11 protein-coding genes and 1 pseudogene are annotated in these 14,733 nt (G+C 45.2%); 11 read left to right on the top strand and 1 reads right to left on the bottom strand.

Going from position 1 to position 14,733, the window contains the following annotated elements:
* Window positions 1-21 precede the first annotated feature (21 nt).
* On the bottom strand, window positions 22-342 hold the full coding sequence (locus tag NTW12_15560; GenBank protein MCX5847747.1) for a hypothetical protein: 321 nt from the start codon (window positions 340-342) through the stop codon (window positions 22-24).
* Between the two features lie 716 nt (window positions 343-1,058).
* On the opposite strand from NTW12_15560, the gene NTW12_15555 reads away from it, so the two are divergent.
* The 11 genes and pseudogenes from NTW12_15555 to NTW12_15505 form a co-directional block, all read left to right on the top strand.
* Window positions 1,059-1,505 carry a hypothetical protein gene (locus NTW12_15555; GenBank protein MCX5847746.1) on the top strand — a complete coding sequence of 149 codons (447 nt, stop codon included), beginning with the start codon at window positions 1,059-1,061 and terminating at the stop codon, window positions 1,503-1,505.
* Between the two features lie 31 nt (window positions 1,506-1,536).
* The gene (locus NTW12_15550) at window positions 1,537-2,406 is read left to right on the top strand and encodes an exonuclease domain-containing protein (protein MCX5847745.1); all 870 of its coding nucleotides are present in this window, start codon (window positions 1,537-1,539) and stop codon (window positions 2,404-2,406) included.
* A 77-nt stretch (window positions 2,407-2,483) separates the two neighbouring features.
* On the top strand, window positions 2,484-3,359 hold the full coding sequence (locus tag NTW12_15545) for a hypothetical protein (protein MCX5847744.1): 876 nt from the start codon (window positions 2,484-2,486) through the stop codon (window positions 3,357-3,359).
* Between the two features lie 162 nt (window positions 3,360-3,521).
* Entirely contained in the window at window positions 3,522-4,262 is a 741-nt protein-coding gene (locus NTW12_15540; protein ID MCX5847743.1) for a hypothetical protein, read from the top strand.
* A gap of 1,064 nt (window positions 4,263-5,326) precedes the next feature.
* On the top strand, window positions 5,327-9,337 hold the full coding sequence (locus tag NTW12_15535; protein MCX5847742.1) for a DUF3320 domain-containing protein: 4,011 nt from the start codon (window positions 5,327-5,329) through the stop codon (window positions 9,335-9,337).
* 165 nt (window positions 9,338-9,502) lie between these two features.
* Window positions 9,503-10,246: pseudogene (locus NTW12_15530) on the top strand (abortive infection system antitoxin AbiGi family protein).
* A gap of 102 nt (window positions 10,247-10,348) precedes the next feature.
* Window positions 10,349-11,290 carry a hypothetical protein gene (locus tag NTW12_15525; protein ID MCX5847741.1) on the top strand — a complete coding sequence of 314 codons (942 nt, stop codon included), beginning with the start codon at window positions 10,349-10,351 and terminating at the stop codon, window positions 11,288-11,290.
* A gap of 98 nt (window positions 11,291-11,388) precedes the next feature.
* Window positions 11,389-11,805 (top strand): hypothetical protein, encoded by a 417-nt coding sequence (locus tag NTW12_15520; protein ID MCX5847740.1) that lies wholly within the window; start codon window positions 11,389-11,391, stop codon window positions 11,803-11,805.
* Window positions 11,806-12,312: 507 nt separating this feature from the next.
* Window positions 12,313-12,834 carry a hypothetical protein gene (locus tag NTW12_15515; protein ID MCX5847739.1) on the top strand — a complete coding sequence of 174 codons (522 nt, stop codon included), beginning with the start codon at window positions 12,313-12,315 and terminating at the stop codon, window positions 12,832-12,834.
* A gap of 89 nt (window positions 12,835-12,923) precedes the next feature.
* Window positions 12,924-14,258 carry a hypothetical protein gene (locus tag NTW12_15510; GenBank protein MCX5847738.1) on the top strand — a complete coding sequence of 445 codons (1,335 nt, stop codon included), beginning with the start codon at window positions 12,924-12,926 and terminating at the stop codon, window positions 14,256-14,258.
* Window positions 14,259-14,531: 273 nt separating this feature from the next.
* Window positions 14,532-14,733: GNAT family N-acetyltransferase (locus tag NTW12_15505; GenBank protein ID MCX5847737.1), on the top strand; the 202-nt coding region annotated here is incomplete at its 3' end.

The following is a 14,733-nucleotide window of genomic DNA, read 5'->3' as shown; positions in this document are numbered from 1 at the left end:
CTCCATTATGATAAATGCGTGTTAATCCTTTGTTATTGGGTACTTCTTTAGACATACATCCTTCGTATCTTTTGTTTTGTTCTCTATGAACGTCCATTGATTCATGGGCATACTATATGATCCGTCCTTTTGTTTTGCATGTTTTTCAAGAAATTCATTATATGATCGTTCTGCCTCCGCAAAACATCTATCCCTCTGCAATTTAGTGTTTCTTTCGTTTTCCTCTTTATCATAACTGAAAAACCCCCAGATCCCAATTATCAATGCACCGATAATAAGAATGGAAATCGCAGAGGTTATGTGTGGCGGGTATTTTTCCATTTTCTTAATGAATTCACTCATGACTGTTTCCTCGATGAAAAGGTGATATGATTGATCGGCACAATAGCAAAAAGATACATAAAAGCCTACTCTTTTTAAGAAACGGGGTTTCAATAATCAGTCCACGGCGCCCTCATAGAGGGTTAGATTCTTTAGAAAATGTATTGTTACCATGACGGATGTATTTTGATTATCATTTTGAAATTAACCGGTGGTTGTCAGATGCGGTCGAGGGGGCTTTGCAGGCTACGGATATCTCGGACCATTCCATGGGTGTAGGTATCCGTGGTCTTGACATCCGTGGGTACCGTCTTACTATCTTAACAAGTGGAATATGGCAGGCGATTTGCGATAAGTAGAAAGAAATATTACCGTTTTCCCATGTTTTATGGTATGATAGAATAATAAGTGGACAATCCGTCCACCTATAGGGGGTGATATGGCGGACAATTTTCCAATTATTACACTGATAGGACGGACCGCTTGCTGATGCGCGCTTGGCCGTCGGCCATCTGTCCTATCGTCGGTGTTGAGCATCCGCTCTCCCGGCCTTTCTGGCTCCGCTCGCGCTCCGCCTATCAAGGCCGTTAGAGCGGACCCCGCCCCAAGGGGCGGCTGCGCTACGCTTGGTTTTTGGCACGGACAATTGCGTGAATGCAATTTCCGCTCCCAAAAACGGCAGCTCAACACCGACGTTAGATATGCACAATAAATGATACGGGAAAAGGAGGTGAGCGGTGGTGTTCAAAAAATGCACAGGATGTAAACGTGAATATGAAAAAGATGAATTAGAAGAAATACAATCAAAACAAAAATCATCAAAAGAAAAACTGCTAAAGAACGCATGCCCATGCTGCCATAAACCGTTAAAAACATATGATGAAAGTAGATTCCAGAAAAAATGGTATGGATATTTAAGTAACGATAAAAAGATGATCGACCATTTGGTTCTGGTCGAATTTAAATATTATGACGATGATTCTTTTGACGTAAAAGTCCCTCTCTTGAATTTAGAATTTGAAACGAAAGACTTTTCCGAAGCGATAAACATTCCCGACAAAAATATCTCGATCTACCTAAAGGATAAATATGAAAAAACATACGATGGTGAGCATAAATTTTTGACAGTAGCATTCAAAAAGGAAACTATCACAGAAAAGCAAAATATTACGGTTTGGTTGTAATGAAAAGGACGGACGTTGAGGAGGAGGTACAATGGAATTCGTTGCCCTGGACTTCGAGACGGCAAATGTGGATAGGTCATCCATCTGCCAGGTTGGACTTGTGCACTTCAAGGATGGTTCAATTCAGGAAGAATGGAAGACTTATGTTGATCCGGAGGACTTCTTTGATGAGATCAATGTTTCGATCCACGGAATTGATGAGAGCACAGTAAAAGGTGCTCCGAAACTTCGGGATATCGCAAGTCGTATCTACAGCTATCTGGATGATCGCATTGCCGTTTGTCACACCCACTTTGACCGAGTGGCTCTTCATAAAGCCTGTGAAAAGTATGAGCTGCGTGTGCCAACATGTACGTGGCTCGACTCTGCGCGCGTGACCCAAAGAACATGGGAGCAGTGCGCATACAGAGGGTACAGCCTTGAAAAAGTGTGCGCTATTTTAGGGTATCAATTTGTACAACATGATGCCCTTGAGGATGCAAAAGCTGCGGCGCACATTCTTCTTGCTGCTATCGAAAAGACAGGAATTGATTTACATGGGTGGCTTAAACGCGTTAAACAGCCTATTGATCCTTCGACTTCCAATATTTCAAGAGAAGGAAATCCTGATGGATTTCTCTATGGTGAAGTGTTGGTGTTTACTGGTACACTAGAGGTTACAAAACGAGAAGCAGCTGACATGGTTGCAAAAACTGGCTGTGCCGTTGCCACTGGGGTTACAAAAAATACTACTATTGTTGTTGTTGGTGATGTAGATGTTAGAAAGCTTGCGCCAGGTCAAGTAAAATACGCAAAACACAGAAAAGCAGAGAAGCTGATAGCTGAGGGTTACCAAATAAAGATTCTTCGAGAGAGCGACTTTAAAGAATTAGTATCATTAGCAGAAAAAGAAAATAAATAAGGTCATCTAACCAGGTCAATACAGCCGATCGCTACGCTCCGGCTGGTTTTTTCGTTATAAAAGAAAGGAATAAGAAAATGAAGAAAGTCATCATTTTGGTTTCCTTGATATTACTTCTCTTAGCGGGGATAAATTCCTATTCACAAGAGCCATCTCCACCAGCCATTAAAGGGCAGGTGCAACCAAGGAAATTCAATTCCAAGTCCAACGCAAATAGCAATATAAATACCAATGACAACAATAATAGTGCCCCAAAAACGGTGTTCCCAATCAATAAAATAAACACCCAGCGTAGCAATTCCGAAACCCAAAAGGCTAACAAGGAAAACGGCAATAGTCAGGAGGGGGCTGTCAAGAATGATCCTATAATCAGATATACTTTTTGGTTGATGATTTTCACAGGAGCCCTTGTTATCTGTAATGTTGGCTTGTGGCTCTATACAAGGAAATCTGCTAATTCCGCTAAAAAGGCTGCGGATGCTCTGCCAACCATCGAACGAGCATATCTGTTCATTGATTCTATTGAATGGCCGAAAGGAGAACTGGGCTTTACTTTGAGCGGATATAATAATCTTAATCTTATAAAAGGTATGATTAAAAATGTCGGAAGGACTCCCGCTATTCTCTGTAATGTAAGTGCTAAAGTTAGTATTAAAAAAAGTGAATATCCGACCAGGGAGGTGGTTCGCGGTAAATCGGAAATCGTTTTTCCGAAGGGAGTTATCATAACAAGTGATGGTACGGAGAATTTCTCCTGCGGGGAGGTAATTGGCCCATCGATAATGACCGAAAGTGATTTTATCCAAGCCACAATTCTTTGCTATGGATATGTCATATATGAAGACATTTTTGGCAAAAGTCATGAAACGGGTTTTTGTTATGAATTTAAACCCATCTATTTGGAAGGACGCTTCCACATTTCCAATAATAAGGATTTGAATTACTACACATAAAATAATGCTAAATAATATCAATCGTTTCATAAAAATTATCCCCTTTATAACCAATCAATCCAGGCGAGCGCGAAACGCGCCGCCTGATTTCCGCGATAAGCTGACCGCGAGCTCCGCTCACGCTCAGCTTATCGGCGTTTCTATAATTGAGCAAAGGATAACATGAAAAAGACTCGTGAGCTAATCCACCTAGAACACTTCAAGGAAGTTTGCCTCTTTTTTCCAGAGGGTGAAATTGAAAAGACAGAGAAGCCAGATTTTATTGTACATGCTTCGCACAAGCATCTCGGCATTGAGCATACTGAAATGTTTCAGCCTGGTGACCCACATGGCCAATCTATGCAGGCCCAAGATAGCCTGGCGCAGAGGGTGGTTGATAAGGCGAATCAGCTATATTTACAAAATCATAGCCAACCCCTCCTGGTTCAGATCTTATTCAAGACCAGAGGCAAGATGGGCAAGCAAGATGTACAACGAATTGCCAAAATGGTTGTTCATATAATCGAGGAAACCACTATCGAATCAGGTAGTCCTATGACACTACAGCGAACTAGACAAAACTCTGAGCATTTTCCGAAAGAAATTGCGATGATTCATGTCTACTACCATCCGAATGGAAAAGAAAACAGATGGGTCTGCTCAAGTATTGGCTTCGTTCCCCAGCTTACACCGGAACAACTTCAAGAAAAAATTGACAAGAAAGAACAAAAACTGGATAGTTATTCATCTAAATGCTGTGAGTTATGGTTGTTAATCGTTGCTGATGATTTACGTATTCCTTCAAGTGTTGATTTAACAGTGTTAGCTTCTACACATCACTACAGCACAAGATTTGACCGAGTATTCTTCTATTGGAATGCATCGCGGAAGTATGTTGAACTACAACTGGCAAACGCCAATTAAAAGGAGTAGATCCATCAAGCAGAAAATACGGGACACTTCCTCCATATTTTACCGACTACCCACCTTGAAAAAGGGCGACGACATCGGAGAATATTTAGCTTGAAAATTGAATGTACCGTCGTAGATTAGTTTTTTATATTATGGCGATAAGTGACTTCAGTGCACTGAAGTCACTTCGAAACCGGAGGCGTTTTTACTAAGATATTTAGGAAGGAAAATGGGGTGACACCTCCCACTACTTTTCAAATGTGGGCAGCGTTCATGTATTTTCTATGGCAAACGATAATTCAGCAACAGATCACATGACGCGGGCACATGCGCCGGAATCCGGTGCTGACAAAGCGGGTCCATCGGCTAGCGTAATGCTCGGCCCTATTGATGCTGCCCGCGTCAAGGCACAGATGCGGCGATGGCAAGATCGAGTGCTCGATCTCACCAAATCGAATCCCCTGATCGGACTCAACCGATCACGTGTTGCGAAATTTCAGGTGATCACACCTGATATGAATGCCCTCTTTTCCACGTTCGTGATCGACGAGAAGCAACTTCGGATGCCTCTCGTCCACAAACGTAAGAAACAGTCTGAACAAATGTTGCTCATTTCGTCTGACGATGAGTCCGAGTTTGTCATCGAGCCCGGAGATATTACTCTCGACGCAAAGCCCATCGACCTCATAAAAAGGCTCCGACGCATACACAACAATGCGCGCACCACAATAGAGGAACGCGGCGTCACGACCTTGTACCTGACGTTTGGCGCGCTTCAGTGGAACGACGACCTATTTGGCGAATCGGTGAGCCCCCTCTGGATGACGCCTTGCGAGTTTGAGAGTAAAGGCCCGGACGCGCCCCTCAGGCTTTGCATGGCAGACGAGGACGCTCAGATTAACCCGGCACTTGAGTACTATCTCCGCGAACGTCATAAGATTGACCTGCCTGAGCTGCCTGAGGATCCGGTCCAGCAGTCGTTGATGACGCTTCTTCAGCAAATTCGTTGTACTGTAGCGGGGCAGTCCTGGAAGGTAACGGACGAGGTTTGGCTCAGCACCTTCTCTTTCGAGTCCTTGGTCATCTACCGCGATCTTCATGCCCTTGTTGACGTTGCCATCAAGCACCCTGTCGTTGGCGCACTTTCCAGAGCTACACAATTGATGTGTAAATCTGAAGCGTTACCCTATGAACTCGATGCATTGCCGACACCTACAACTGTACCAATTCCAGTGCTGCCAACTGATTCCAGTCAACTTGAGGCGCTGACCTTGACCTCTTTAGGACATCATGTCGTTGTACACGGTCCCCCAGGTACTGGAAAAAGTCAAACGATTGCAAATCTTATTGCAAATGCGCTGGGCAAAAACAAAAAAGTGTTGTTCGTTAGTGCGAAAATGGCCGCACTGAATGTTGTCCATGAGAGGATCAAGGAACTAGGATTACAACGTTTTTGCTTGGAAGCTCATAGCACGAAGGCGGGAAAACAGAAAATCATCGATGAACTTCGGCGGACATTGGAAGCCGAAGCAAGCCACGATGGAGATGCATTGGATCGAGAACTCCAGGCGCTATTGAAAGTCCGTGATGAACTCAACACATATACACGGGAACTCCATTTGCCCAGCCAACCATTGGGGCTTTCAGTGTACCGGGCAAATGCGCAGCTTGCCAATCTTAAAGATGTTTCTGAAGTCCGTGGTGCATTACCTTGGCCCAATCCACTCGACGCAACTCAGAATGATGTTGATCAGTGTATCCAGGCTCTCGAAGAACTCGCAGTGAACTCAGAGGTCTTTGACCAAAGGACAACCCATCCATGGAAGGGGTTTTCACCCGAGCGATTTGGGCTTGTCGAACAGGAAAGCCTCATTGCCTCATTACAGGCCGTTGCGGATCTTTACCAGAAAATAAGTCCGCAGGCTGAACAGCTTGAAAGCCTTATTCCCGGTGCCAGATTCTTGTCTATCAACGAATGGGTTCTTTTCAGGACAGCGCTTACAGCCGTTGCAGAAACTGAGCGACTTCCGAAGGACTGGTGGCTGCACAATGAAGAAACTCTTGCCAGTCTGGCAAAGACCTTCGCAATTGCAGCCGAAAAAAGGACGGAGATTGACTCACTTTTATCTGAAATCCATAAAGCGATCGCTTGGCCGCTTAAGGATGCAGCAACCCTTCTTTCTCCAATTTACAATCGCTATGGGACATGGCACGCGTTTTTCAAACCGGCCTATTGGAAATGGCGAAAACAGGCAAAATCGTCTCTCTGCACAGGCGTCCAATTCAAACGAGAATGGATTAAATCTCTTTACGAGAAGTGTCGCCGCGCCTCTGAGATAGATAGTTGGTTCGATGAACAGCGAGTGAGGATCGATTCATACCTTGAAACATCCGTGGCATCGAGCCCGATCATTTTCAAAGACTTCTCTCTTTCTTTCACGGTTGCAGGGCTATGTAAACAGGCATTCACTGCCGCGGGCAAAGATGCAGTACCCATTTTATCCCTGAGTGCTGATCTTCGAAGAGCCGCTAAAGAAATTCTTCTATTGATTCCATCCGCAGATAATGCTCTGCCAGCGTCAATAAAACGATTAAATGATGATTGGCCACAAGGGTTCGTTCGGGGAGAACTTGCGAGTAGATCTTCTCTGCCTGAAGTTGCCAATCGTTGCATATCTCTTCTTTCATCTACGCCGAAGATGCGCGAGTGGGTGCTGCTTGATCGGGCACTGAAATGCTGCGCAACGTGCCGCTTATCCACTTTTTTGGAAAGTTTTTGCTCGGTTAGCGCGGGTAATGCACCACACATTTTCAAGCGCCGCTTCCTCAATCTATGGATTAGCGGTGTGATAGAGCACAGCCAATCACTTTCGGGATTTACTGCGGCCAAAGGACACGATCTTATCAACAAGTATAGAATTTTAGACGAAAGAGTCCGACGACTTGCAATAGCCCAGGCGCAAAGGACTGCTTCCTCCAACTCTGCACGTGTTCGTGCCTCGGAGGACATTCCTGAGAGCGCAAGTGAAGTCGGCATCCTTCGCCGCGAATTGCAGAAGCGGAAAAGGATTAAGCCACTACGAAAGCTTTTTGCGGAAATCCCACACGTTCTGCAAACCTTAAAACCGTGCCTTCTGATGAGCCCCATTTCAGTATCAACCTACCTGAAACCTGACGTGTTCCATTTTGATCTTGTGGTCTTCGATGAAGCATCCCAAATGCCAACAGCTGAGGCCATTCCAGCCATTCTGAGGGCTGCGCAAGTTGTTGTGGCTGGCGATCCCAATCAACTGCCGCCGACGTCGTTTTTCGAAGCATCACTCATACCTGAGGAAGAGGACGACGACGATGAGACTGAAGGGCAGATTCCCTTAGAGTCCCTTCTTGATGATTGCATAGCAGTTGTACCGGTATTCCATGAATCGTATCTCCGGTGGCATTATCGAAGTCATGATGAGCGACTCATTAAGTTTTCAAACCACTTTTTTTACGACAATAAGCTCATCACATTTCCGTCAGCTAATACGAGTGCGGCAGGACAGGGCGTTCGCTTCGAGTACATTAAGGATGGCGTTTACGATCGTGGCCGCAGCCGTACAAACCGGATTGAATCTCGATCGGTTGCTCGATTGGCATTGGAGCATTTCGTACGCTATCCGGAACGTTCACTTGGGATCGTGGCTCTCAACTTAAGCCAAAAGGAGGCAATTGAGGACGCGATTGAAGAGGCGTTGCTCCAACGGCCAAACCTATCATCATTTTTTGACAAGGGCCGCCACGAGGGCGTGTTCGTCAAATCGCTGGAGAACGTCCAAGGCGATGAACGGGATACCATAATCATCAGTGTCGGGTATGGCCGGGATAATGCTGGTGGTCTCAGCATGAATTTCGGGCCAATAAACACCGATGGCGGATGGCGCCGTTTGAATGTCCTCATCACTCGTGCCAAATGGATGTGCATTCTGGTTTCAAGCTTACGGGCGCAAGATCTCAGTGGAGTCAATCCGAATAATCGAGGTGCCCTATCCCTCCGGAGTTTTTTGGAATTCATGGAACGGAGTGGTGAGCTGCCGTCGGAGACTCCCGTCAAAACAATCGCCGAAACGAATGAGTTCGAGGAGGCGGTGCGCGCCGCACTGGTCGATCGCGGCCTTAAGGTGGACATGCAGGTCGGCGCAAGCAGCTACCGTATCGACTTGGCTGTGCGTGACCATCGCGACGAGCGACGCTACATTCTCGGCGTTGAGTGTGATGGCGTTACCTACCATAGTTCACGGACTGCCAGAGACCGTGATTTGCTCCGGCAGTTGGTTCTCCAGCGCATGGGTTGGCGTATCCATCGTGTTTGGTCAACAGAGTGGTTTCATGATCGAGAACGAGCGGTTGCCGGTATACTGAGGAGTATCGAGCAAGCGCAACAAGCACCTGTGGAGCGTCCGGTGTACGTGCCACCCCCCGATCCCGACCCAATCACAATGGTACCTCCTCAGCGGTCCGGCAAAGCCAAATCTGAGAGGGAGGATACACGGCTGCATAAACCAGGTGTGCCCTATGTACTTTTCAATCCATCACAGACACTGAGCCGCGATGCTCTTCTCAAGGAATCGTGCTGCGATGAACTCTCAAATACCATCATTGACCTTGTGAATATCGAGGGGCCAATCCATCACGATTTTCTGGTAAAGCGCCTGAAAGAAATTCATTGTGTAGCAAAGGCCGGATCGAATGTTCAGTCGAATATCAAACAAGCGCTTCGGTCCGCTGAGAAAAATCACGCAATTATACACAATGCCAAGCCATCTTTTTATTACTCACCTGATGGGCAAATTAAATCATTCCGTTTACCGACAGAAAAGGTGAGGCGTCCCATTGAGTACATTGCTCCAAGTGAACTATCGCTTGCAGTGCTATATTTCGTAGAGGATCAGTTCGGTGTTGTCGAGGAATATCTACCGATGGCAATTGCAAGACTTTTCGGCATTGAACGTCTCGGCGGCGAGAGTGCGGACATTATCCGCGATGTGATCAAAGAACTGGTGTCCAAGGGATCGCTTCGCCGAAATGGAATGCAGGTGCATCTCAGCTGATTGGCACCAATTGGCATAGGGAAACTTGGCGACAGCAAACTTTTCTTTGCGGATAAGTAGACAATATTGTTGGCCTCTTTGGCCGTAAACATCATAGTGACCGCCTAACGAGGCGTTCCACCAGCTTGCTTATGTTCCTCGTGAGCTTTTTGTGGGAGGCAGACGATGGCAGCACCAAAAGCGACAACCCTATTCCATTTTACGAAGAGCCTGAAAACCCTTAAAAGCATTCTCTTGAATTGCTTCTATCCCTATTACTGCCGTGAGGACATGTCGTGGCGGACCAGGGATCCTGACTCCTTCATCGCCTTCCCTTTGGTTTCATTCTGCGACATACCAATAGGACGGATCGCCGAGCATGTTGCATTCTACGGCGAATATGGCATCGGCATGTCTCGTCAATAGGGGTTGGAGAAAGGTCTTAACCCGATCCTGTACGTTTCTGAAACGTCGCCACTGACAGAAAGCATCCGCACTTCCTTCCGTGGCGCTGTTAAACTGAGAAAAGACCTCGGTGAGGACGACTACATCAACAGTATGCGGCACATTGCTGCCTTCGTGAAACCAATCGTCGGCACGATGATGGTGAAAGACAAACCCAAACGGAAGGAATTCTACCTTGAAAACGAATGGCGATACATTGCTCAAGATGGGGGAATTGAACCTTACCTCAAAAGGGACCAGTACGATGATGCCCTTACGCGTCAGAAGTGGAATGCTCAAGCGGAGATACACGGGAAACTTGAGTTCTCTCCGGACGACGTTCGATACATCTTCGTCCCAAGAGATTCCGACATCCCGGGTTTAGTGGACTTCATTGAACGTAAGCTGGACTCCCACTCTTCAGCGAAGATCAAATTACTGATGACAAGAATCACGTCTCTTGAGCATATGAGTAAGGACATGTAACCTAATCACTGCTGCTCCTGACCGGGCTGCCGCTCCGCGCCACCCGGCAGGAGAGCACGGCGTTGGGTAGCGATAAGCACTATAAAAGCTGGAGCTGTTTAAATGAAAGAAAAAGGTTTTGAAAGAGGATCTGATGTTGTTCAAAACTGGTTTGACCAGTGTGAAATCAATTTGGCCCATGAAGCTGATCAAGTTGGTTTATTTGAGCACTCTGTCTTGGTAGGATCGGCTCGTGAATTTATAATAAAGAGAGTTCTCAAAACTATCCTTCCACCAGTTGTGCACTTCGGTTCCGGAAAGGTATTTGATGCGAAAGGGAAAAAGTCTCGACAAATTGATATCATAATCTACGATAGCAGGTTCCCTGTTTTTGAAATTGAACCGGGTATTGGTATTTATCCGCTTGAAGGGGTTATTGCCACAATAGAAGTAAAATCGACTATCACAGGCAAATCTCTTCATGAAGCTTTAGAAAACTCAATGTCTCTTATACAGTTGACTCCTGGACTTGAGGATCAATCCCCGTTGGAAACAAGAACCAAGAATCTTATTAAGAACGGTGCACCACCTAAAGTTGCTCTGCAAAAAGTGTGTTTTGAATTCATCCCCGCAACTTACATATACGGCTTTAATACAAAACTACGAAAAAAGGCTTTAGCTAATTTCATAGACAAGTGGTTCGAATTAAGAAAGAATCCCGCTGTAGGCAATGATCTCCTATGTGCTGTTTTACCAAGGGTAATCGTTGCCGGTTGTTCAGTAGGCCTTTTACATGATGGGTATTTTAAGATCGATCAGGGGGAGGATGTAATTTCGCAATGGAAAAAGAAGAATGAATCAGATCCTCGTCATAAAATGTCATTTTGGGATACTAATAGGCGATTTGGTTGGCTAATGATTCATCTTATCCACACTGTCTGTTCACGGGTAGGTTTGACGCATGAATTAAGCGGTGCCAAATATGGTATAGATCACTATTTAAATATAGCTGATTATTTCGAAAATGATATGGGTGGAAAATCTGCTTGGCATAATATGTGGTGAGAGAATAATTTTGCTAAATCCATACCCAACCCGCAAATCTACCGGACGGCTTACAGCCGCCGGTGATCAGCACGTTAGACCCTAAGGGGGAAACAACAATGAACAACATCACAAAATTGATAAAAGACGAATTTGACAAAATAACAAAAAATTGGTTCCCCCAAAATGCCCCTACCCTTGAAATTGAATTTCCAAAAGATGATGACATTGAAACGGCAAGTGTATATGACGAAAAAAGAAACAAGATAATATTGCGAGTTATGAGCCATAATATAAACGATAATTTCGACAATGCAGACTGGTCATCCACGCAGCTCGAATTGTATCATGAATTGTTGCATGCTTATCAAGCGACACTAGATGATTCATGTGTTGATAACAGTAAAGTAAAAGAACTCAGAATTATCAGAAAAAGCTTTGTCGGACCTGGTCACTGTGATCGATTTTACCAGGCTATTATAGATAAAGCTGCATATTTTGGATTAAAGCCAGATGAATTCGTGAAACGGGTCTAACCAGTCGCTGAAAGGGAGAACGTGGCGTTAAGATTTCCGGGTGACCTTGATCTTTTCACCTGCCAAATATGGGTAATAGATTGAACTGCGTCGGTTCGGTCCACGTTTCCCTTTAGCTTTATGTTAGCTGCTATGGTCATGACAAATACATTTTCCTTAGATCAATTCGACACGGTTGCATTTGAACGCGGAATTTGTATAAAGAAGAGCGAGACAGGAGAATGGCTTCATATTACTAGCGAAACTCCCATTGCGGCATCGGTACCTGATGCACTTCTTAACACTATGCAGGTGAGACCCGTACTCGCGGAAGGACCATGTGGAAACACTAGAATGTCGCTCCTTTTGCCAGCAACGCAAGGGCGGCTACTCAGTATTTACCGAAGCGAACTGGATATGCCGCGGCCGTTGCACTTTGTGATGGGAACCATGTTGTACCATTGCACGGCGCTCGCGCGCTTATATGTAGAAAAATGCACCAACCATGTTAAACGGTGGCCAGGCAAAATGGCTAACGGCGAGAATCCTCCTTGGACAAAAGACAAAAAGGTTGTGACAGTTTTTGAGGATCTATTTTATGAATTTGAAGCTCTTGTAACCGCCGTGGTTAGGGGTTACGAATACATTAGATATCCAATTTGGGAAAAATACGAATCAGGCAAAGGTACGCCGCGGAACTTTGAGTTGACCATCAATAAATGCACGTTTCCACCTGAAATTAAAGAGCGCATTCACCGCAGTAGTAAACTCTGTTATGAGCCAGCAAAAGCTATTCGCCACTGTATTCAGCATAACGTAGATATTGGATCATCCTCCTGGTGTATGTTTGAAAAGCAAATGAACTTGTTTTGGAGCTTGATAGTACGAATTCCGGACAATCCAGAGGCCAAGTCCGCAACGGCGTTCACATTCCATAGAGGGCTTGATGCCCTTACAGCAGGGTGGGAGTATGTCACGGAGTTTTTTGCAGTTGCTGATATCATTATTGGTAAGGGTGATTTGTCATCGATCAAATGTGGCAACAGCTAACAAACGCATGCACTCGGACAGCAAAAAGCGCCGCTCGTTCCTTGCTCTGCTTTTTGCTGCCGGTGATGCGCGGCGTTAGATGAGAAAATATGATTGAACTATTCCATTTCCCCAAAGCATTTGACAATTGGCCCGTAGGTATAAAAAAAGGCAACTGCAAAGTGCTATTTCACAAGATAAGCGGTGAGCCTCTGATTGTTCATTCATGGCAAAATGGTTGTTTTGAGCTGAAAGACTTCCTTTATATTTATCTCGAGTCTCCACCTATCATCCCAAACGGGATATACCGCATTTTAACACTACTTTTCCTTGAAGATAGAGGCTCTCGTCATTTTCTAGCGGCCACAAACCCATTTGATTACACCGCGAACGACGTGCTTCTTGATGAAGGGAGGATAACTGAAGCTCCTGCGGATTTGGTACTACAGGAAGAAACGAACTGGGAAAAGAGCGTTTCAATTGGAAATAAGGATGATTTAAAGAATATGAGGTACGCTGAGGCACATTTTGTCTGTTCAGACTGCCTGTTAACTGGCTGTGCCAGAATTGGACCTGCCGAACTTTACCCGTTGTCTTTGTCAGGTGTTATCGACTTATCATCAAGTATTAAAGAAGCAATGCTTTACCAAGGATTAAGGCATGTACCATTCGATGATATCGCGAATGGGATATTCACGCAGAAGGATCGTCTATCACCTATTTTTTGTGTCAGTTTCAGGCGGATATACCGTGATGATAAAGAACTTATCCTGCCACTGCTTCCTTACATTAAACGAGTTTTCGGTATACTTTCTATTACCAGGGGTGCCTACCCGAAGCTGTTAGGAGGAATATACCTGAAGCAAAAGGATGGCCTTAAAGATGTTTATTATATGAATTTAAATAGCTATTACCGTGGAAATCTGGTTGGCGGTTCAGTGGCTAATGAGAACCCGAAAATATGGAACTTACTCTACTGCAACTCTGAATCGTCAAAGTTCAAAACAGAAATCATGAGCAAGTTTAGCTCCGCTTGCGCCGAAGTCGACTTAGACATTTCTTACTTCCGGTTATGGTCAATAATTGAATCGATTTCGAATGTTAAGAGAGGGAAAAAGGACCTAAAGACCATCAAGGATCTCATTACAGAATTATATCTACCTCAAGACGTTGAAAAGATCGTCCAACTTGAACTAGGTGAACGACGGTTCTCATTTAACGATCTGCTACAGATGTGGATTGATTGGCGCGATTGCACTGCTCATAATGGTGGCATTTACTCTTACTTTGATGGCCATAGAAAAATAAATAAGAACATAGTTGCTATGATAAAGGAAATGAAAAAGAAAAATATGCCTATAGAATTTGGGGAAGACAGGAGTCTTATGGTGTTAAAAGACGTGTGCTCAAAACTGGTAGAGGCATATATTAATGACAAGATTTAGGACATCTAACAAGACAATCCAGCCAATCGGCCATAAAGCGGCCGCTGGCTGATCTTCGTGATAAGCTGACCTTGATCTCCACTCACGGTCAGCCTATCGGCGGCGAATGCTTCGCCATTGCCATTGACCGGCTACGCTCACGCTCCGCCTATCAATGGCAATGGAGCCGACTCCGCTTCTCAGTCTGAGAGACCGCTATCGCGCTTTCTCAGACTTGCGATGCTCGCGGCTCATCCGCCGCCGTTGGCCTGCAAGAAAGAGGAATATGAGACCATGAATCCAAAGATCGTTATCAGGAACGAGACGCATGACGATGTTTGTGCGATAACTGAGGTGACTATCGCAGCGTTCAAGACCTTGGAGATCAGCAACCACACGGAGCAGTTCATCATCGAGGCGCTACGTGCCGCCAAAGCTCTTACGGTATCGCTGGTCGCAGAAATGGATGGCCGAGTGATAGGGCATATTGCTTTCT

The sequence above is a fragment of the Deltaproteobacteria bacterium genome (assembly GCA_026388545.1).
Taxonomy (GTDB): Bacteria; Desulfobacterota; Syntrophia; order Syntrophales; family UBA2185; genus JAPLJS01.
The sequence above is the reverse complement of the archived record's forward strand: the minus strand, read 5'-3'. Positions and strand labels throughout refer to the sequence as shown.

Excerpts from the sequence above, each read along its gene's own strand:
- NTW12_15560 (MCX5847747.1), bottom strand. The coding sequence starts at position 342 with ATGAGTGAATTCATTAAGAAAATGGAAAAATACCCGCCACACATAACC.
- NTW12_15550 (MCX5847745.1), top strand. The coding sequence starts at position 1,537 with ATGGAATTCGTTGCCCTGGACTTCGAGACGGCAAATGTGGATAGGTCA.
- NTW12_15545 (MCX5847744.1), top strand. The coding sequence starts at position 2,484 with ATGAAGAAAGTCATCATTTTGGTTTCCTTGATATTACTTCTCTTAGCG.
- NTW12_15540 (MCX5847743.1), top strand. The coding sequence starts at position 3,522 with ATGAAAAAGACTCGTGAGCTAATCCACCTAGAACACTTCAAGGAAGTT.
- NTW12_15525 (MCX5847741.1), top strand. The coding sequence starts at position 10,349 with ATGAAAGAAAAAGGTTTTGAAAGAGGATCTGATGTTGTTCAAAACTGG.
- NTW12_15520 (MCX5847740.1), top strand. The coding sequence starts at position 11,389 with ATGAACAACATCACAAAATTGATAAAAGACGAATTTGACAAAATAACA.
- NTW12_15515 (MCX5847739.1), top strand. The coding sequence starts at position 12,313 with ATGGCTAACGGCGAGAATCCTCCTTGGACAAAAGACAAAAAGGTTGTG.
- NTW12_15510 (MCX5847738.1), top strand. The coding sequence starts at position 12,924 with ATGATTGAACTATTCCATTTCCCCAAAGCATTTGACAATTGGCCCGTA.